The sequence below is a fragment of the Halorubrum trapanicum genome (assembly GCF_002355655.1).
Lineage (GTDB): Archaea > Halobacteriota > Halobacteria > Halobacteriales > Haloferacaceae > Halorubrum > Halorubrum trapanicum_A.
In genome coordinates, this window is sequence record NZ_AP017569.1 from 400,937 (window position 1) to 418,607 (window position 17,671).

Here is a 17,671-nt window from a genome sequence, read left to right on the forward strand (position 1 = left end):
ACGTAGCCCGTGGCCTAATTTGTTCGGGGTTTTATCCCGGAGGTGCGTCGGAACTCCGCGACGAGGTGGTCCTGCGCGCGACGCAGTCGCTCGGAGAGGGACGCGGACGAGACGCCGAGTTCGTCTGCCACATCGGCCATCGTGGCGGTCCGCGGCGTGTCGAAGTAGCCCATCTCGTGGGCGGTGACGAGCACCTCCCGCTGGGGGTCGGTCATCTCGCGCGGCCAGGAGCGGCCGGCGGTCCCGAACGGACCGGTCTCTTCCCCGGCCGACCCGTCGTCGGTCTCCACGAGGCGGTCCAGCCGGAGTTCGTAGTCGTTGGACCGGCAGAACGCCCGGAACTGGTCGAACTCGTCGCGGTCGGCGAACCAGCGCCGCTCCTCCCACCCGCCCGGCGTCGCGAGCACCCGGTCGGGGATCGATCCGTTGTCCGCGAGCAGTTCCATGTCCGCCGGCGGATCGCCCGTCGGGCGACAGCGGTAGCGCCGCGTCGTCCCGTCGGCGACGACCAGCGAGTGGTCAGTCACCGAGTCGGCGCCGGCGAACGCCGCGTCGGCCGCGTCGCCGCCGGCGTCGGCGACCCGCACGATGAACGTCGGCGCGCCGGACGGGCGCACCTGAACCGACTCGAACTCGACGGTCGCCTCGGGTATGGCCGCCGCCACGTCGGCGAGCGGTAACTGCTCGGAGGTCATCCGGAACTCCGCGATCAGTCCCATAAGGGTCGAAGGGCGGACGGACGCTTAGCGCTGGCGGGAGGAACGAGCCGTCGCGGAACGGTCGTCGGGGCCGTCCGGCTGTCCGACCGCGTCTTGACGGGGCGGTCCGATTAGTCGTCGTCCGCGGCCGGCGCCTCGACGTTCTCGGCCTCGGGAGGCTCTCGCGGGCCGCCCGCGTGTCCCTCGTGGGCGACGGCGGTCGCCATGAGGTGCGGCGGGATGGCGGGCACCTCGTCGTCGCCGACGGGTCCGTTGCGTGCGATCTCCTCGGTCGAGCGCGGGAACTCGCGGATCTCCTTGTGGATCGCGAGCCCGGCCTTCGCGCCCTGCCCCATCGCGACCGGGACCTGGTTGTGGCCGGGCGTGATGTCGCCGACCGCGAACACGCCGTCCTCGCTGGTGCGGCCGTGGTCGTCGACGTCGATGGTGCCGTCGTCGTTGAGCTCGCAGCCGAGCCCCTCGGCCAGGACGGTGTTGTAGTCGGAGCCGTACATCGCGAAGCCGCCGCGGTACTCGCGGCGCGTGCCGTCCGCGAACTCCAGCGCCTCCAGCCAGCCGGAGTCGGGGTCGTTCTCGACGCCGGCGACCTCCTCGTGAACCACGTCGACCGGGTGCGCCTCCAGCTGTGCGGCGGTCTCCTCGCTCCACGTCGGCTCCGCGCCGCGGGTCAGGACGTCCACGTCGTCGGTGACGTTGAGCATGATCATCGCGACGTGGGCGGCGGCCTCGCCGTGACCCATCACGTACACCGGCTCGTCGGCGAACATGTAGGCGTCGCAGTGGAGGCAGTAGTGGAGGCCCTTTCCCGTCCGCGGCAGGGGCGGGTCGGGACGCTCGTCGGAGAAGCCGGTCGCGAGGACGACGCGGTCCGCGAGGAGTTCGGCGTCGTTCGTCGAGAGTCGGAACCGGTCGTCGTCGGTGCGCTCGACGTCGGTGACGAAGCCGCGCTCGAAGGTGCCGCCGTACGACTCCACCTGCTCGCGGCCGGTCGCGAGGAACTCGTTGCCGGAGACGTCCTCGGTGACGCCGATCACGTTGTGCGTGTCGGCCATCATCGCCGCGCGCCCGCCGCCGCGGTCGATCAGCACCGTCTCGTGGCCCAGTCGGGCCCCGTACAGCGCGGTCGTCAGCCCGGCCGGCCCGCCGCCGACCACCGCGATCTCGTACTCGTCGTCGGACGAACTCATTGTCCGTGGTACGAGATGCGCCGGTTTAAATGGCGCCGTGCTGTGCGCGGCGGGCGACCAGCCACACCGGCCGGGTGCGTCCCTGCCGCCTCCGACTTGGGGCGTCGTCGCGATCCGACCGCATGCCCGGAAATTTATTGGTCCGTACCGCGTTCGCTCGGTCAGTGCCTTCCCGTCTCGCCTTCGCCGTCGGCCTCCTGCTCGTCGGCATCGTCGCCGACGTGGGAACGACGTACGTCGCCCTCACCGGGAGCGAGTACGTCGAGGGGTCGCCCGTCGGCCGGCTGTTCATCTCCCGGTTCGGCCTCCTCGGCGGAATGCTCCTCACGAAGGTCGTCGGCATGGCCGTCATCGGCGTCCCGGTCGCGGTCGCCGGCGGCACGCGGCGGTTCGTCGCGACCCTGATGTGCGCCGGCGTCGGCGCCCTCTCGCTGGCGGTCGCCGCGCGGAACCTCCTGTTCGTCGCCGGGCTGTGGCCGTGACGTTCGCCCCACTGTACAGTGACCGCAGCGTCGTCCTCGACCGCGCGACCCCAGTCATTTTGCCGCGTCGGTGACACCGATCCGTATGTCACGCGAATCCGCTCCGGCCCCGTCCCCGCCGGAGACGAGGCGCGAGGTCGTCACGGAGACGCTCCACGGGGTCGACGTCGACGACCCGTACCGCTGGCTCGAAGGCGACGGCGAGGCGGTCCGCGAGTGGGTCGACGCGCAGAACGCCCACGTCGATGAGGCCCTCGACGACGCCCTCCGCGACCGGCTCCGGCCTCGCTTCGAGGACCTCGTCGAGGTGGCCGACTACGGTCCGATCGCCGTCCGCGAGGGGCGGTACTTCGCGACGGTCCGCGAGCCCGGGGCCGACCACGCCCGCCTCGTCGTGCGCGACGCGCCCGACGGCACGGACCGCGTCCTCGTCGACCCGAACGCGTGGACGGCGAACCGGGACGACGACCGCCCGCCTAGGTCGATGGCGTGGTACGTCCCGTCGCACGACGGCGAGCGCGTCGCCGTCGGCGTCACCGAGGGCGGCGACGAGAACTACGACGTGCGCGTCCTCTCGGTGCCCGACCCGAGCGAAGCGGGGCCGGCCGCCGAAGCCGACGACCCCGAGGCCGCGGGGGACGACGGCTACGGCGCCGGCGTCGAGGAGGTCGCGGTCCTCCCCGAGCGCGGGCGCGTCAACGCGGGGAGCCTCGCGTGGGAGGCGGACGGCGGGGGGTTCGTCTACGTCGCCACCGGCGGCGCGGCCGACGGCGCGCAGATGGACAAGGAGATCCGCCGGTTCCGGCTCGGGGACGGCCCGGACGAGGAGGCGGTCCTGCTCGAACACGACGACCGGCACGTCTGGCCGCGCGTGACGGTGGACCCCGACTCGGGGCTGCTCGCGGTCGCCTTCTCGGAGATGGTCGGCGGCACCGAGTGGTACGTCCACGTCGACGGCGAGCTCCGCCCGGTCCTGACCGACACCGACGCCGAGACGTCGGTCCGGTTCCAAGACGGGACGGCGTTCGTCACGACCGACCGCGACGCGCCCCGACGGCGACTGCTCGCCTGCTCGGTCGACCGCTTCCGCGAGGGCGACCTCTCGTTCGACGAGTGCCGCGAGGTGCTCCCCGAGGGCGAGGGGATCCTCCAGTCGGTCGTGCCGACCCCGGAGCGCCTCCTCGTCCACCGCCAGCGGGACGCGCACTCCCGGCTCTCGGTCCACGACCGCGACGGGACGCACCTGCGCGACGTCTCGCTCCCGTCGTACTGCTCCGTCACGTGGGTCTCGGCCGCGCGCGACGCGCCGGAGGCGTTCTTCGGACTCACCGGCTTCGACCGCCCGCCGGCCGTTCGTGGGCTCGACCTCGACGGCGACGCGGGCGGCGGGGATCCGGGCGCCGAGGACCCGCCGGACCTCCCGTCGACGGAGCTCGACTCGGTCGACATCCACGCCCCCGACGACCTCGTCGTCGAACAGCGGTTCGTCGACTCGACGGACGGCGCCGAGGTCCCCGTCTTCGTCTGCTACCGCGAGGGGGCGGACGTCGCCGTCGACGGCGCGCGCCCGACGTTGTTGTACGGGTACGGCGGGTTTCGGAACAGCGTCACGCCCTCGTTCGGCCGGTTCCGGCTGCCGTTCCTCGCGGATGGCGGCGCGTTCGCGGCGGTGTGCGCCCGAGGCGGGTACGAGTACGGCGAGCCGTGGCACGAGGCCGGCATGCTGGCCGACAAGCAGCACACCTTCGACGACTTCGTCGCGGCCGGCGAGGCGCTCTGCGAGTCGGGGCTCACCGACGCGGACCACTTGGCGGTCGCCGGCGGGTCGAACGGCGGGCTCTCGGTCGGCGCGGTCGTCACCCAGCGCCCGGACCTGTGGGCGGCCGCGCAGTGCGCGGTCCCCTTACTGGACATGCTGCGGTTCCACCGGTTCCTGCTCGGCGAGTCGTGGACGACGGAGTACGGCCACCCGGAGGACCCGGAGGCGTTCGAGTACCTCCGCGACTACTCGCCGTATCACAACGTCGAGTCCGGGGAGACCTACCCGCCCGTCTACTTCACCACGGCCGCGAGCGACACGCGCGTCCACCCCTCGCACGCCCGGAAGACGACCGCGCGGCTCCAGAACGAGGCGGACGGCGGGCCGTTCCTGCTGCGGACCAAGTCCGAGACCGGTCACGGGGTCGGCAAGCCCGCGTCGATGATCGTCGACGAGCAGACGGACTCGTGGGCGTTCCTGTACGAGCGGTTGGGGGTCGAGGTCGGGAACGACGCGGAAGGCGACGTGGACGACTCCGGCCCCGACCGCGACGGCGCCTGATCTACTTGCCTTCGTAGAGGCGCTCCGCGGTCGTCTCGGGGAGGCCCGCCTCGCGGACCGCCTCGGCGACGCGGTCGACGTCGTACGCCACGCGGTGCGTCTCGACCGCGTCGGTCCCCTCGGCCGTCGTGTCGAGGACGGCGTAGCCGGCACGCGGGTCGCCGTCGCGCGGCTGGCCGACGCTGCCCGGATTGAGGACGAACCCGCCGGCTACGTCGCGGCACCCCTGAACGTGGGTGTGGCCGAGGACGATACCGTCGTACTCGCCCATGTGGCGGTCGAGGGTGGGGAACTCCTCCGGGTAGACGTAGGCGTCCTCGCGCTCGGCCGCGGGGTGCGAGTGGACGAGCAGGTACCGGTCGCCCGCGAACGTCTCCGCGCGCGGGAGGGCGCCGATCCACTCGCGCTGGTCGTCCGAGAGGGACGCCTTCGCGCGTTCGAGGCCCGCCTCGGCCATCCGGTTGGCGGCGTAGCGCTCCGGGCTCTCGACGGTGCGGTCGTGGTTCCCGCGCACCGTCGCGGCCGCGACCTCGCGCACGCGCTCGACGCACTCGGCGGGCCAGGGGTTGTAGCCGACCACGTCGCCGGCGCAGTAGATCCGGTCGACGGCGGGCATGTCGTCGAGCACCGTCTCCAGCGCGGGGAGGTTCGCGTGGACGTCCGAGATGAGGCCGATCTTCATCGAGTGATCGTTCGACCGGCGGGAGGGAATAGATTGTGGCGAGACGGTTCGTTGGACGGGTGACCGGGCGTGGGGTTTCGAGAGAAGTTTAAATAACGATCCGCGGTGGCGCGTGCCTCCGAGTGGCCGCCGAAGGCGGCCGCGAGGAGCGCGCGCGAGGGAGTCGGCCGACCGCAGGGAGGCCGACGAGGCTGGGGAGGGGAGAGGTGCTGTGCGGGGCGGGGTGGGACTCGAAGGGGCAGTCGCGAGGGCGGCGCAGGCGACGTAAGCACTGGAGGGAGTGAGCGAAGCGAACGACCGAAGCGCGCAGCGAGCGTGCGCCGCCCTCGCGACTGGGGCTTCGGCGGTGGTCACCGCAGATCTGTATTCGAATATTTATAAGCGAGCGACTGGGGCTTCGGCGGTGGTCACCGCAGATCTACTGTCAGTCGTTTATAAGCGATCGACTGGATCCTCGACGGTATTCTGTCTCGATCCCTACGCCTTCACTTTCTCGCGGAAGCGCTCGCGGACCTTCTCGACCTTCGGCTGCGCGTGCATCGTACAGTAGGCGTCGGCCGGGTTCTTCTCGAAGTAGTCCTGGTGTTTCTCCTCGGCGCGGTAGAACGTCCCCAGCCGCTCGACTTCGGTGACCACGTCGTCGTCGTAGCCGCCCTCCTCGTCGAGCGCCTCGACGTACCGCTCGACGACGTCGCGCTGCTCGTCGTCGTGGTAGAGCACGATCGACCGGTACTGACCGCCGACGTCCGGGCCCTGCCGGTTCAGCTGGGTCGGGTCGTGGACGGTGAAGAAAATCTCCAGGATGTCCTCGTAGGAGAGCGCGTCGGGGTCGTACTCGACCTGAACGACCTCGGCGTGGCCCGTGTTGCCGGAACACACCTCGCGGTAGGTGGGGTCGTCGGCGTGGCCGCCGGCGTAGCCGGAGGTGACGCTTTCGACGCCGTCGAGTTCCTTGAACGCCGCCTCGACGCACCAGAAGCAGCCGCCGCCGACCGTCGCGGTCTCGGTGTTCGTCATAGCGAGCTATTGGCGTCGCAGACGTATTAATCACGCGTGGCGCGAGACGTGGACGTAGAGATGTTCGGTTATTTACAAGTGGTCGATGCCGGATCGACGACGGACACCTCCAAAGCCCCAGACGCTCGGCGAGATGACAGTGATTCTTATAAATAACTGATCGACACGAACACCACCGAAGCCCCAGCCGTGAGGTGCGCGCACACTCGCTGTGCTCCTCACTCGGTCGCTCACTCCGTTCGCTCCCTCGTTGCGGTGCTTGCGTCGTCTGCGCGCACCTCACGGCTGCCCCTTCGAGTCCCACCCCGCACCGCACAGCAACCGCACCTCACGCCTCCCCAACCTCGTCGCTGGCAACCTCCGCTTCGCTCCGGGTGCCAGCGACTCCCTCGCGCGATGCTGCTCGGCCGCGAGGCGGCCTCGCAGGCGCGCGCCACCGCGGATTTATTTATAAGCGATCGTCCGCCCGTCCGGGACCCGTCCCCGAACGCGTTCGCCCGGCAACCCTGCGGTCGAACGGTAGACCTTTGCCGTCTCCCCCGCCAGTTCGCGTATGGTCTCGCTGGGACTGGTGGTGGCGCGGTTCAACGACTCCGTCACGGAGCCGATGGCCGAGGCCGCCCGGGAGGCGGCCGCCGACCGCGACGCCGTCGTCGTCGACGAACTGAGCGTGCCGGGCGCGTACGACAGCCCGCTGGCCGCGGACCGGCTCGCGCGGCGCGAGGACGTCGACGCGGTCGCGGTCGTCGGCGCCATCGTCACCGGCGACACCGACCACGACCGCGTCATCGCGAACGCGACCGCCGAGAAGCTCACGCAGGTGAGCCTCGACCGGGACACGCCGGTCACCTTCGGCGTGAGCGGCCCCGGAATGTCCGGCGCGGAGGCGCGCGAGCGGATCGACAAGGGCGCGGACGCGGCCGAGGCCGCGATCGACCTCGCGGAAGCGCTCGACTGACCGAAACACGACCGACTACACACGACACATGAGCGACGCATACGACTTCTCGGAGCGGATCGGACGCGTAGAGCCCAGCGCGACGCTGGCGATATCGAACCTCGCGGCGGAGAAGGAGGCGGAGGGCGCCGACATCGTCGACCTCTCGGTCGGCGAGCCCGACTTCGACACCCCGGCGAACGTCGTCGAGGCCGGCAAGGAGGCCCTCGACGCGGGCCACACGGGATACACCTCCTCGAACGGGGTCCCCGAGCTCAAGGAGGCCATCGCGGCGAAGCTCCGCGGGAACGGCGTCGACGCCGACGCCGACGAGGTGATCGTCACCCCCGGCGGCAAGCAGGCGCTGTACGAGACGTTCCAGACGCTGATCAGCGAGGACGACGAGGTCGTCCTGCTGGACCCGGCGTGGGTCTCCTACGAGGCGATGGCGAAGCTCGCCGGCGGCGACCTCTCTCGCGTCGACCTCGCGCCGCACGGCTTCCAGCTGGAGCCCGCGCTCGACGAGCTCGCCGAGACGATCTCCGACGACACCGCGCTCCTCGTCGTCAACTCCCCGTCGAACCCGACGGGCGCGGTGTTCTCGGATGCCGCGCTGGAGGGCGTCCGCGACCTCGCGGTCGAACACGACGTCGCCGTCATCTCCGACGAGATCTACGAGCGCATCACGTACGGCGTCGAGCCGACCTCGCTCGCGAGCCTCGACGGGATGGCCGACCGCACCGTCACGGTCAACGGCTTCTCGAAGGCGTACTCGATGACCGGCTGGCGGCTGGGCTACCTCCACGCCACCGACGAGTTCGTCGGCGAGGCGGGCAAGCTCCACTCCCACTCCGTCTCCTGCGCGACGAACTTCGTCCAGCGCGCGGGGATCGAGGCGCTCGAAAACACCGAGGAGTCGGTCGAGGAGATGCGTGCGGCGTTCGAGTCCCGCCGCGACCTCCTCGTCGACCTGTTCGACGAGCACGGCGTCGACGTCGACGTCGGCGACGGCGCCTTCTACATGATGATCCCGGTCGATTCGGACGACCAGGCGTGGTGCGAGCGCGCAATCGAGGAGGCGTCGGTCGCCTGCGTCCCCGGCAGCGCGTTCAACGCCGACGGCTACGCGCGGATCTCCTACGCCGCGAGCGAGGAGCGCCTGCGCGAGGCGGTCGACCGGCTCGTCGCGAACGACCTGCTTTGACATCCTCCCACGACTGAAGCCGTGGGATTCCTCTCGCGGGATATTGACTATGCCATCTCCCCGGAGGCAATTTTCCCGTCTCTGTCGACGGTACTCCGGTCTGTGCGCGCTTCTTTGGGACTGTCGTGAGGGTGTGGTGTCCCCGACCAGTCGTGGTCGTCCCACTCGAATCGCACGGGCCGTGCCATCGGCCTGACTTCTTGCTCCGTCTGCCGCTCGAGGAACGTCTTTGACGCCGTGAGATCCGCGTGTCCCTCGAACCCGCACGGACACGTCAGCGTCTCCTGATGTCGTGTGGTTCGCTCCGTCGACCCACACTGCGGGCACTCCTGACTCGTCCACGCTTCCGACCGCATCTCCACCGAGATCCCGTACTCTTCGGCGGTACAAGCAAGTCGGTCCACGAATTTCCTGAACGCCCAGAAATTGTGCGTCTTAGCGTTCGCCTCGACCGACCAGTGCGTCTCTAGCACGCTGGTCAGGTCACCGATATACACTGTGTCGACACCCTCGGCGTACAGCCGTTCGATCACGTTGCGACACAGCGCTGCTTGCGCGTGATCGCGGCGCCGAGTGCGTTTGCGATACAGCCGACGGATGCGCTTGCTGCTGTGTCGACCTGCTTCGAGTTTAGCCTGTAACCGGGCGATTTCTTGTGTCGTCTCGCGGAAGCGAGCGAATAGGTCGCGACCCTCGTAGAGATACTGTTCGCCGGTCGTCGTGGTACAGGCGACGAGATTGTTCGCACCGATATCCAGAGCGGCCGTTTCACCAGCCAGTGGAGTCGCCCGTGTCTCGTCAGAAACAGTCACGGGCTGCGAAGCTCGGAAGGTGTTGTCGGTCTCGTCATACCACAGGTCCAACCGGCCCTGTTTCTCGTAGTAGGGCCAATTGGGGTCGCCAGCGATCTCGAGCCGAAAACGGCCGGTGTGGTCGTATCTGTCTTTCAATTCGCTCCCAACCAGTATCTCCAGTCGGGAGCGCTCGCCCCATTCGGCGGTGTACGACGTGTTGCGAATGACGGTCTTGAGTTGACGACCGTCGTCCTCGTTGCCACGGAATCCCGGCGGTTCGGGGTGGCTCGTGACGGAGGTGTTCGAGGCGTCGTGGTACTGCTCTTTCAGACGGAAAAACGCTCGCCACGCTTCGCTGTTCGTCCGGATTACCTGTTGGGCGGTGGACGCACCGAGAACGCCTTTGTACTTGCCCTCAAGGTGGCCCGTATCGGCGCCCCACACGTCGCCTTCGAACCCCTCTTCGTCGTTGTACCGCATGAGGCGCTGATAATTGACTTCGTTCCAGAGAGCAGCGGAAGCGTCCAACAGGTCTCGCAGCAGCCGCTCTCCGTCCTCGGAAAGCGGACGTACTGCGAACGTGTTGGTACGCTTCACGACGGTAAGTTATTATACTTTTAGTCTTAAAGTCTTTTTGTCATGCGTCCAAACATAGATATTTCACACACGCTTGGTGGGCGGATCAAAGACTACGCGGAAGCGAACGAAATGGGACTCTCAGAGGCATACACCGAAGTGCTAGAGGCAGGATTGGATGAATTGGAGAGTTGAATATCCAGCAATAGCGTAGTTCGCACGTGCTACAGTAATTGTCGGATTCGCCCCACGACTAAAGCTGTGGGCTCTCTCCTTGCCTACCCGTAGGCGGACTCCCCGACGGTTTTTGTCCTCGCGCCCCGCACCACCCCTGTGAGCGACTCCGACGAATCCCCGATCACCGACGCGGAGCGGGAGGCCCTCCTCGACCGCGTGAACAGCCAGGGCGCGACGATCGGTGCGAGCGTCCCCGACGAGGTTGAGATCCACGGCGAGGCGGTCGACCTCTCCGCGTTCATCGTCGAGACCCGGAAGGTCGACACCGTTCCGCCCGCGCTCGACCGGAAGGTAACGGCGGCGCGCGACGCCCTCCGGAGCGAGCGGGAGCGCCGCGTCGAACGGCTGGAGGCCGAACCGATCGACCCGGAAACGGCGGAGACCCTCGCCGAGGAGGTGATCGGCATCGACCGCGCGCTCAACGCCTTAGAGGGGATCCGGCACCCGGGGTTCGCCGACGAACACCACGCCGACACGCTGGCGGGCCACGAGCGCTGGCTCGCGTTCGTCGACCAGGTGCGGTGACGGTCCCCCGGGACGCCACCGCTCGTCCGCCGGGACGATACCGCTCCCTCGTCGGCCCCCTTCCGAAACCCTTACTCGCCGCCCGCGTGGTACGTTCGGGTATGAGCGACACCGCAGCGTCGGACGACGGCGAGGACGAGCCCGCCGTCGACGCCGAGGAGGTCAGACACGTCGCCGACCTCGCGCGGGTGCGGCTCGCCGACGACGAGGTCGACGAGTTCGCGGCGCAGTTCGGCGACATCTTGGAGTACTTCGAGGCGCTCGACGAGGTCCCCGAGACCGAGCGCGAGGAGGAACTGGTCAACGTGATGCGCCCGGACGAGATCGAGGCGGGGCTCTCGCAGGAGGAGGCGCTCGCGAACGCCGAGGAGACCGAGGACGGCTTCTTCGTCGGGCCGAAGGTGTCGTAGATGGCGGCCGACCTCAACGCCTTCGTGACGGAGGAGCGGATCGAGGGCGCCGACGACGCCGACGGCCCCCTCGCGGACGCGACCGTCGCGGTGAAGGACAACATCTCCACCGAGGGGATCCGGACGACCTGCGGCTCGGAGATGCTGGCCGACTACGTCCCGCCCTACTCCGCGACCGTCGTCGACCGGCTGACGGAGGCGGGCGCGACCGTCGTCGGGAAGACGAACATGGACGAGTTCGGGATGGGGACGACGACGGAGACCTCCGCGTTCGGTCCCACCAGAAATCCGGTCGACACCGACCGCGTCCCGGGCGGCTCCTCCGGGGGCTCCGCGGCCGCGGTCGCGGCGGGCGAGGCCGACGTGGCGCTCGGCTCCGACACGGGCGGCTCGGTGCGCTGTCCGGCCGCGTTCTGCGGCGTCGTCGGGATCAAGCCGACCTACGGGCTCGTCTCCCGGTACGGGCTCATCGCCTACGCGAACTCATTAGAGCAGATCGGGCCGATCGCGGGCACCGTCGAGGAGGCGGCCGCCGCGCTCGACGTCATCGCCGGCGACGACCCGAACGACGGGACGACGCGCGACCTCGCGGACGTGGAGGGCGCCGACCCCGACGCGAGCTACGCCGCGGCCGCCGACGGCGACGTCGAGGGGATGACGATAGGCGTCCCCGCGGAGCTGTTCGAGGGCGCCGACGAGCGCGTCGTCGAGACGGTCGAGGCCGCGATCGACGACCTCGAAGCGCGGGGCGCCGAGACGACCGAAATCTCGCTCCCCTCCGTCGAGCACGCGGTCCAGGCGTACTACGTGATCGCGATGGCGGAGGCCTCCTCGAACCTCGCGCGCTTCGACGGCGTGCGGTACGGGAACCGCGCCGAGTCGGACGGCAACTGGAACGAGTCGTTCGCGGAGACCCGCGAGGAGGGGTTCGGCGCGGAGGTCAAGCGTCGGATCCTGCTCGGCACGTACGCCCTCTCGGCCGGCTACCACGACAAGTACTACGAGAAGGCCCAGGACGCCCGCGCGTGGGTTCGACAGGACTTCGAGGACGCGTTCGACGACGTCGACGTGATCGCGTCGCCGACGATGCCGGTCCTCCCCTTCGAGCTCGGCGAGAGCCTCGACGACCCGCTGCGGATGTACCTCGCGGACGCGAACACGACCCCCGTCAACCTCGCGAACCTCCCAGCGGTCTCGGTGCCCGCCGGCGAGGCCGACGGGCTCCCGGTCGGGCTCCAGCTCGTCGGGCCGAAGTTCGGCGAGGAGACGATCGTTCGCGCCGCGAGCGCGGTCGAGGGCCGATGAGCCTCACCGAGGAGGAACGCGGGCGGCTCGCGGACGTGGTCCGCCTCCAGCCGACGAAGAACGGCGAGCTCCGGGACGCCTGGGAGATGGAGAGCGGCAGCGAGGTCCACGGCTACCTGGAGGAGCACCTGAAGGAGTACTACTACCGCGACGACGACAGCCTGATCCGCGCGACGGCGGAGGCGAACGACCTCGTCGACGTCGAGCCCGGGATCGAGCCCGATGCGGTCGCGCGCGGCGCCGTCCCGGAGACGATCCGCGTCCCGGAGCTGGAGTCGCGGGTCGTGGACGTGCTCGCCGGGCCGGACGAGCGCTCGCAGTCGGTCGTCAGCGTGCTCAACGCCCTCCGCGAGGCGTTCGACGCCGACCCCGAGGTGGACGCGGTGCGGCGCGCGCTCCGCAGCCTCGAACGCAAGAACGTCGTCGAGGTCGTCTACCGCACCGTGCCGACGTTCCGGCTGGCGGTCGAGCGCGACGAGATAACGGTCGAAATCGAGGAGTAGACCCCGCCACGCGGTGGGGTCTGCGACACTTCCGTCCGCCGACACGATTTTGTACCGCGACGGAGACCGTTACCCCGATGGCCGACGACGAGACCCTCCGCGAGCGCTTCCGCCGCAACGCGAGCGGCATCGCCGCCATGGTGGTGACCGGGACGTGGCTGGCGGCGCTGCTCCTCAACGCTGAGTGGTGGCTCCCGTTCATGCTGTTCGGGTACATCGTGATCGTCCCGATCGTCTCGATGCTGTTCGACGAGGAGGAGTCCGAGTCGGTGTACGTCGAGTCCGACTCCGGGTCGGTCCGGGTCGAGCGGGGAGAGGCGGCGGAGCGCGACGAGGCGACCGGCGACACCACGGACGCCTTAGAGCGGCTGCGGACCCGGTACGCGAACGGCGACCTCACGGACGAGCAGTTCGAGCGCAAGCTTGACCGGCTGCTGGAGACCGAGACGCCGGAGGACGCCGCGGAGTGGGCCGAGCGCAACCGGTCCGCAGACCGGGAGCGCGACGCCGAGCGCGAGCGGTGACGCGAGGACCGGGTCGCGGCGATCGGGACCGTGGCGGTCTCCCGCCGGCGCGGCCGAACCTCAAGCTTCAATGCCCGCGGCCGACTCGTCCGCGTATGAGCGACCAGGAACTGCGGAAGGAGGCGCACGACCTCGACGTCACCGTCTGGGTCGGGAAGAAGGGCGTCGACGCGGTCGTCGACGAAACGTCCGACCAGCTCGACGACGCCAAGCTCGTGAAGGTGAAGTTCCTCCGAGCGGCCCGCGGCGGGACCACGACCGACGAGCTCGCGGAGGAACTCGCCGACGCGGTCGGCGCCGACCTGATCGAGACCCGCGGGAACACGGCGGTGCTCCACTGATGGGCGCTTCCGCGGGACCGCTCGGCCCCCTCGCGATCGCGGGGACGCTGGAGCCGTACCTCGGGCCGGCGACCGGTATCGTCGTCGACGCCGCGATCTTCCTCGCCGTCGTCGTCGCGACGTACGTCCTCTACAAGGCGGTCGTCGCCCCGCTCGCGCAGCGGGTGTTCGACAGGCAGGGGCTCGACGAACACGCGCGGCGGCCGCTCCAGAAGATCGTGGCGTTCCTCGTGTTGTTCGCGGGCGTCACGGTCGCGTTCGGCGCGGCGGGCTACCAGGGGTTCCTGCGCTCGCTGGCGACGATCGCGGCCGCGGCGACGCTCGCGATCGGCTTCGCCTTACAGGACGTGATCAAGAACTTCGTCGCGGGCGTGTTCATTTATACGGACAAGCCGTTCCGCATCGGCGACTGGATCGAGTGGAACGGGAACTCGGGGGTCGTCGAGGACATCTCTTTCCGGGTCACCCGCGTCCGCACGTTCGACAACGAGCTGCTCACGGTGCCGAACCACGCCCTGACGAGCGACGTGGTGAAGAACCCGGTCGCGAAGAAGACGCTCCGGCTGAAGTTCGTCTTCGGGATCGACTACGAGGACGACGTCGAGAAGGCGACGGACATCATCGTCGAGGAGGCCGAGAGGAGCGACGCCATCCTCGAAGACCCCGCGCCGTCGGTCCGGCTGACCGAGCTGGCCGACTCCTACGTCGGCCTCCAGTCGCGGATCTGGATCGACGACCCGTCGCGGGCCGACTTCGTGAAGGCGCGCGCCGACTACGTGAAGGCCGTCAAGCGGCGGTTCGACGAGGAGGGCATCTCGATCCCGTTCCCGCAGCGGACCGTCTCGGGGCGCAACGAGTGGACGGACCCCGCGTCGTTCGGCGGGGGCGACTGAACGGACCGTCACGTCGTTCGGCGGGGGCGACTGAACGGACCGTCACGTCGTTCGGCGGGGGCGACTGAACGGACCGTCACGTCGTTCAGCGGGGTCGACTGACGGATCGGCCGCGCCCGGCGGGGTCGATAGTAACGAACTTGAGGGTCCGGTAACTGGGTGTGCCCATGCACGTGGTCGTCATCGGGGCCGGCGAGGTCGGGACGAGCATCGCCGCGAGTCTCGCGTCGGACCACGAGGTCGTCGTCGTCGACGTCGACCCGGACCGAGCCGAGCAGCTCAAGTACGAACTCGACGTGCTCACCATCGCCGGCGACGGCACGTCCTCGGAGATCCAGTCGGCCGCCGAGGTCGACCGCGCGGACATGGTCATCGCGTGTACCGACGACGACCAGACGAACCTCGTCGCCTGCGGCACCGCGAAGACGCTCGGCGGCGGGTTCACGATCGCCCGCGTGAAGAGCACCGACTTCCTGCGCACGTGGGAGGGGAACGAGGGCGCGTTCGGCGTCGACTTCATGGTGTGTACGGATCTGTTGACCGCGCAGAACATCGTCCGGGTCATCGGGCTCCCGGCGGCGGTCGACGTCGACCCGTTCGCGGGCGGGCTGGTCCAGATGGCGGAGTTCGAGATCGCGGAGGGGAGCCCCGTCGCCGGACAGACCGTCTCGGAGGCGGACCGCTTCGAGTCGCTCACCTTCGTCGGCCTGTTCCGAAACGGCGAGATGACCATTCCGCGCGGGGACACCGGCATCACGGTCGGCGACCGCGCGGTGGTGATCGGCAGCCCCGAGAGCGTCCAGTCGTTCGCGACCGACGTCGCGCCGGAGACGACGCCGGACCGCGCGGACGAGATCGTCGTCGTCGGCGGCAGCGAGATCGGCTACCAGACCGCCCGGCTGCTGGAAGAGCGCGAGTTCAAGCCGCGGCTGATCGAGCAGGACCCCGACCGCGCGCGCTGGCTCGCGGAGAACCTCCCGGACACCGTCGTGATGGAACACGACGCGACCGACACGGAGTTCCTCTCGCGCGAGCACGTCGACGAGGCCGACATCGTCGTCACCGCGCTCCGGTCCGACGAGAAGAACCTCCTCATCTCCGTGCTCGCCAAGCGCCTCGGCGTCGACCGCGTGATCGCCGTCGTCGACAGCCCGGACTACGTCACCGTCTTCGAGGAGATCGGCATCGATATCGCGATCAACCCCCGCACCGTGACCGCCGAGGAGATCACGCGGTTCACCTACGAGAGCGTCGCGGAGAACATCGCGGTGCTGGAGAACGACCAGGCGGAGGTCCTCGAACTCGAACTCACCGAGGGGTGCGGGCTCGTCGGGCGACCCATCTCGGAGATCGTCGCCGACAGCGACGTGCGGTTCGTCATCGGCGCGATCACCCGGAACCGCGAACTCGTCACGCCGCGGGGCGACACCGTCCTCCAGGCCGGCGACCACGTCATCCTGCTCGTCGAGTCCGACTCGGTGAGCGACATCGCCTCGATGGCCTGAGATGTCCGGAGGGTCCCGCATCCGCGTCGGCTGGCGTGCGAGCGTGGGGCTCACCGGCGACGTCCTCGCCGCCCTCCCCGTCCCGCTGGCGTTCCCGCTGCTGATCGCCGTCTACTACGGCGAGTCGCCGGTCCCGTTCCTCGCGGCGATCGCGGTCTCGCTCGCGCTCGGCGCGGCGTTCCGGTGGACGCGCGACCCCGCGGAGGACCTCGGACCGCGCGAGGCGTTCCTCGCGGTCGCGCTGATCTGGTTCCTCGTCGCCGCGGTCGGCGCGATCCCGTTCGTCGTGGCGGGTGTCGGCACGGTCGCGAACCCGGTGAACGCTATGTTCGAGTCGATGAGCGGGCTGACGACGACCGGCGCGACCGTCCTCCGAGACTTCTCGCTCCACTCTCGCTCGGTCATGATGTGGCGGCAGGTGATCCAGTGGCTCGGCGGGCTCGGCATCCTGATTCTGGCGACCGCGGTCCTCTCCGAGATCGGGGTCGGTGGGGCACAGCTGATGGAGTCGGAGTCGCAGACCCAGGACGTCAACAAGCTCACGCCGAAGATCTCGCGGACGGCGCAGCTGATCTGGGGGATCTACTTCGGCCTCACGGGGCTCGCGATAGCTGTCTACTTCCTGCTCGGGCTCGCGGTCGACCCGCAGATGGACCTGTACAACGCCGTCGCACACGCGTTCACGTCGGTCGCGACCGCCGGGTTCTCGCCGGAGCCGCTCTCGGTCGGCGCGTTCCACCCGCTGATCCAGTGGGCGGTCGTCCCGTTCATGGTGATCGGCTCGACCAGCTTCGTGCTCATCTACTTCGCCATTAACGGCGAGCCGATGCGCCTCCTGAAGAACGAGGAGTTCCACTTCTACCTCGGCGCGATGGGGACGCTCGCGTCGGTCGTCGCGCTCGGCCTCTTCCTCGATCCGAGCATCGCCTACGGTCCCGAGGCGACCCTCCGGCACGCCGTCTTCAACGTCGCGTCGGTCGTGACGACGACGGGGTACGCCAGCACCGACTACGTACAGTGGGCGCCCGCGGCGAAACACATGCTGTTCATGGGGATGTTCGTCGGCGGGATGGTCGGGTCGACCACCTGCTCGATCAAGTCGTTGCGGTGGCTGGTCGCGCTGAAGTCGTTCAAGCGGAACCTCTACACCGCAATTCACCCGGACTCCGTGCGACCGGTCCGGATCTCGGGGAAGCCGATCGACGAGGGCGCGATCCGCGATATCTACGCGTACCTCCTCCTCAGCATCGTGATATTCTTTCTGCTCGCCATCGTCATCGTCGTCGACGCCGAACGGGCGGACGTCCCGGTCACCGAGTTCGAGGCGCTCGGCGCCGCGGCGACGACGTTCCTCAACATCGGCCCCGCGTTCGGCGACGCCGGGCCGTACGGGACGTTCGCGACGTTCCCGATGAGCACGCGGGCAGTGATGATCGTCTTAATGTGGATCGGTCGGATCGAGATCATCCCCGTTCTCGTGCTGTTCACGAAGGCGTTCTGGACCTCCTGA

Annotated in this window: 18 protein-coding genes; 13 read left to right on the top strand and 5 right to left on the bottom strand. The window is 69.2% G+C overall.

Annotation, left to right across the window (positions count from 1 at the left end; all coding sequences use genetic code 11):
* Positions 1 to 14 precede the first annotated feature (14 nt).
* The gene (locus CPZ01_RS01930) at positions 15 to 719 is read right to left on the bottom strand and encodes a helix-turn-helix domain-containing protein (protein ID WP_096393170.1); all 705 of its coding nucleotides are present in this window, start codon (positions 717 to 719) and stop codon (positions 15 to 17) included.
* 110 nt (positions 720 to 829) lie between these two features.
* On the bottom strand, positions 830 to 1,906 hold the full coding sequence (locus CPZ01_RS01935; protein WP_096393171.1) for an NAD(P)/FAD-dependent oxidoreductase: 1,077 nt from the start codon (positions 1,904 to 1,906) through the stop codon (positions 830 to 832).
* 164 nt (positions 1,907 to 2,070) lie between these two features.
* Between CPZ01_RS01935 and CPZ01_RS01940 the strand changes: the two genes are divergently transcribed.
* On the top strand, positions 2,071 to 2,388 hold the full coding sequence (locus tag CPZ01_RS01940) for a hypothetical protein (RefSeq protein ID WP_096393172.1): 318 nt from the start codon (positions 2,071 to 2,073) through the stop codon (positions 2,386 to 2,388).
* Positions 2,389 to 2,473: 85 nt separating this feature from the next.
* On the top strand, positions 2,474 to 4,708 hold the full coding sequence (locus tag CPZ01_RS01945; protein WP_096393173.1) for a prolyl oligopeptidase family serine peptidase: 2,235 nt from the start codon (positions 2,474 to 2,476) through the stop codon (positions 4,706 to 4,708).
* 1 nt (position 4,709) lies between these two features.
* Here the strand turns inward: CPZ01_RS01945 and CPZ01_RS01950 are convergent, their stop codons facing one another.
* Both CPZ01_RS01950 and msrA read right to left on the bottom strand, forming a co-directional pair.
* Positions 4,710 to 5,390: a metallophosphoesterase family protein gene (locus CPZ01_RS01950; RefSeq protein ID WP_096393174.1), complete on the bottom strand. Its 681-nt coding sequence runs from the start codon at positions 5,388 to 5,390 to the stop codon at positions 4,710 to 4,712.
* A 477-nt stretch (positions 5,391 to 5,867) separates the two neighbouring features.
* Positions 5,868 to 6,407, bottom strand: a complete 540-nt coding sequence (msrA, locus tag CPZ01_RS01955) for a peptide-methionine (S)-S-oxide reductase MsrA (protein ID WP_096393175.1) — start codon at positions 6,405 to 6,407, stop codon at positions 5,868 to 5,870.
* A gap of 553 nt (positions 6,408 to 6,960) precedes the next feature.
* On the opposite strand from msrA, the gene ribH reads away from it, so the two are divergent.
* Together ribH and CPZ01_RS01965 are read left to right on the top strand one after the other, a co-directional pair.
* On the top strand, positions 6,961 to 7,365 hold the full coding sequence (gene ribH / locus CPZ01_RS01960) for a 6,7-dimethyl-8-ribityllumazine synthase (RefSeq protein WP_096393176.1): 405 nt from the start codon (positions 6,961 to 6,963) through the stop codon (positions 7,363 to 7,365).
* A 28-nt stretch (positions 7,366 to 7,393) separates the two neighbouring features.
* Positions 7,394 to 8,548 carry a pyridoxal phosphate-dependent aminotransferase gene (locus tag CPZ01_RS01965; protein WP_096393177.1) on the top strand — a complete coding sequence of 385 codons (1,155 nt, stop codon included), beginning with the start codon at positions 7,394 to 7,396 and terminating at the stop codon, positions 8,546 to 8,548.
* A 47-nt stretch (positions 8,549 to 8,595) separates the two neighbouring features.
* Here CPZ01_RS01965 and CPZ01_RS01970 read toward each other — a convergent pair whose 3' ends face one another.
* Positions 8,596 to 9,939 (bottom strand): RNA-guided endonuclease InsQ/TnpB family protein, encoded by a 1,344-nt coding sequence (locus CPZ01_RS01970; RefSeq protein WP_096393178.1) that lies wholly within the window; start codon positions 9,937 to 9,939, stop codon positions 8,596 to 8,598.
* 336 nt (positions 9,940 to 10,275) lie between these two features.
* On the opposite strand from CPZ01_RS01970, the gene CPZ01_RS01975 reads away from it, so the two are divergent.
* The 9 genes from CPZ01_RS01975 to CPZ01_RS02015 all read left to right on the top strand — a co-directional run bounded on the left by CPZ01_RS01975 (position 10,276) and on the right by CPZ01_RS02015 (position 17,671).
* Positions 10,276 to 10,680 (top strand): DUF5788 family protein, encoded by a 405-nt coding sequence (locus tag CPZ01_RS01975; protein WP_394338336.1) that lies wholly within the window; start codon positions 10,276 to 10,278, stop codon positions 10,678 to 10,680.
* Between the two features lie 101 nt (positions 10,681 to 10,781).
* Positions 10,782 to 11,090: an Asp-tRNA(Asn)/Glu-tRNA(Gln) amidotransferase subunit GatC gene (gatC, locus tag CPZ01_RS01980; protein ID WP_096393180.1), complete on the top strand. Its 309-nt coding sequence runs from the start codon at positions 10,782 to 10,784 to the stop codon at positions 11,088 to 11,090.
* A complete protein-coding gene (gatA, locus tag CPZ01_RS01985) occupies positions 11,091 to 12,395 on the top strand; it encodes an Asp-tRNA(Asn)/Glu-tRNA(Gln) amidotransferase subunit GatA (RefSeq protein WP_096393181.1) in 1,305 nt (434 codons plus the stop codon). It begins immediately after the preceding gene.
* Positions 12,392 to 12,898 carry a DUF5797 family protein gene (locus tag CPZ01_RS01990; RefSeq protein ID WP_096393182.1) on the top strand — a complete coding sequence of 169 codons (507 nt, stop codon included), beginning with the start codon at positions 12,392 to 12,394 and terminating at the stop codon, positions 12,896 to 12,898. The genes gatA and CPZ01_RS01990 overlap by 4 nt, the downstream gene beginning before the upstream one ends.
* Positions 12,899 to 12,975: 77 nt before the next feature.
* Positions 12,976 to 13,422, top strand: a complete 447-nt coding sequence (locus tag CPZ01_RS01995; RefSeq protein WP_096393183.1) for an SHOCT domain-containing protein — start codon at positions 12,976 to 12,978, stop codon at positions 13,420 to 13,422.
* A 95-nt stretch (positions 13,423 to 13,517) separates the two neighbouring features.
* Positions 13,518 to 13,763 (top strand): YhbY family RNA-binding protein, encoded by a 246-nt coding sequence (locus CPZ01_RS02000; RefSeq protein WP_096393184.1) that lies wholly within the window; start codon positions 13,518 to 13,520, stop codon positions 13,761 to 13,763.
* Entirely contained in the window at positions 13,763 to 14,656 is an 894-nt protein-coding gene (locus tag CPZ01_RS02005; protein WP_096393185.1) for a mechanosensitive ion channel family protein, read from the top strand. Before CPZ01_RS02000 ends, CPZ01_RS02005 begins: the two co-directional genes overlap by 1 nt.
* 167 nt (positions 14,657 to 14,823) lie before the next feature.
* The gene (trkA, locus tag CPZ01_RS02010; RefSeq protein ID WP_096393186.1) at positions 14,824 to 16,161 is read left to right on the top strand and encodes a Trk system potassium transporter TrkA; all 1,338 of its coding nucleotides are present in this window, start codon (positions 14,824 to 14,826) and stop codon (positions 16,159 to 16,161) included.
* 1 nt (position 16,162) lies between these two features.
* Entirely contained in the window at positions 16,163 to 17,671 is a 1,509-nt protein-coding gene (locus CPZ01_RS02015; RefSeq protein WP_096393187.1) for a TrkH family potassium uptake protein, read from the top strand.

Bases quoted from the DNA above. Each gene is read 5' to 3' on its own strand.
- CPZ01_RS01930 (WP_096393170.1), bottom strand. From the start codon at position 719: ATGGGACTGATCGCGGAGTTCCGGATGACCTCCGAGCAGTTACCGCTC.
- CPZ01_RS01935 (WP_096393171.1), bottom strand. From the start codon at position 1,906: ATGAGTTCGTCCGACGACGAGTACGAGATCGCGGTGGTCGGCGGCGGG.
- CPZ01_RS01945 (WP_096393173.1), top strand. From the start codon at position 2,474: ATGTCACGCGAATCCGCTCCGGCCCCGTCCCCGCCGGAGACGAGGCGC.
- CPZ01_RS01950 (WP_096393174.1), bottom strand. From the start codon at position 5,390: ATGAAGATCGGCCTCATCTCGGACGTCCACGCGAACCTCCCCGCGCTG.
- msrA (WP_096393175.1), bottom strand. From the start codon at position 6,407: ATGACGAACACCGAGACCGCGACGGTCGGCGGCGGCTGCTTCTGGTGC.
- ribH (WP_096393176.1), top strand. From the start codon at position 6,961: ATGGTCTCGCTGGGACTGGTGGTGGCGCGGTTCAACGACTCCGTCACG.
- CPZ01_RS01965 (WP_096393177.1), top strand. From the start codon at position 7,394: ATGAGCGACGCATACGACTTCTCGGAGCGGATCGGACGCGTAGAGCCC.
- gatC (WP_096393180.1), top strand. From the start codon at position 10,782: ATGAGCGACACCGCAGCGTCGGACGACGGCGAGGACGAGCCCGCCGTC.
- gatA (WP_096393181.1), top strand. From the start codon at position 11,091: ATGGCGGCCGACCTCAACGCCTTCGTGACGGAGGAGCGGATCGAGGGC.
- CPZ01_RS01990 (WP_096393182.1), top strand. From the start codon at position 12,392: ATGAGCCTCACCGAGGAGGAACGCGGGCGGCTCGCGGACGTGGTCCGC.
- CPZ01_RS01995 (WP_096393183.1), top strand. From the start codon at position 12,976: ATGGCCGACGACGAGACCCTCCGCGAGCGCTTCCGCCGCAACGCGAGC.
- CPZ01_RS02000 (WP_096393184.1), top strand. From the start codon at position 13,518: ATGAGCGACCAGGAACTGCGGAAGGAGGCGCACGACCTCGACGTCACC.
- CPZ01_RS02005 (WP_096393185.1), top strand. From the start codon at position 13,763: ATGGGCGCTTCCGCGGGACCGCTCGGCCCCCTCGCGATCGCGGGGACG.
- trkA (WP_096393186.1), top strand. From the start codon at position 14,824: ATGCACGTGGTCGTCATCGGGGCCGGCGAGGTCGGGACGAGCATCGCC.
- CPZ01_RS02015 (WP_096393187.1), top strand. From the start codon at position 16,163: ATGTCCGGAGGGTCCCGCATCCGCGTCGGCTGGCGTGCGAGCGTGGGG.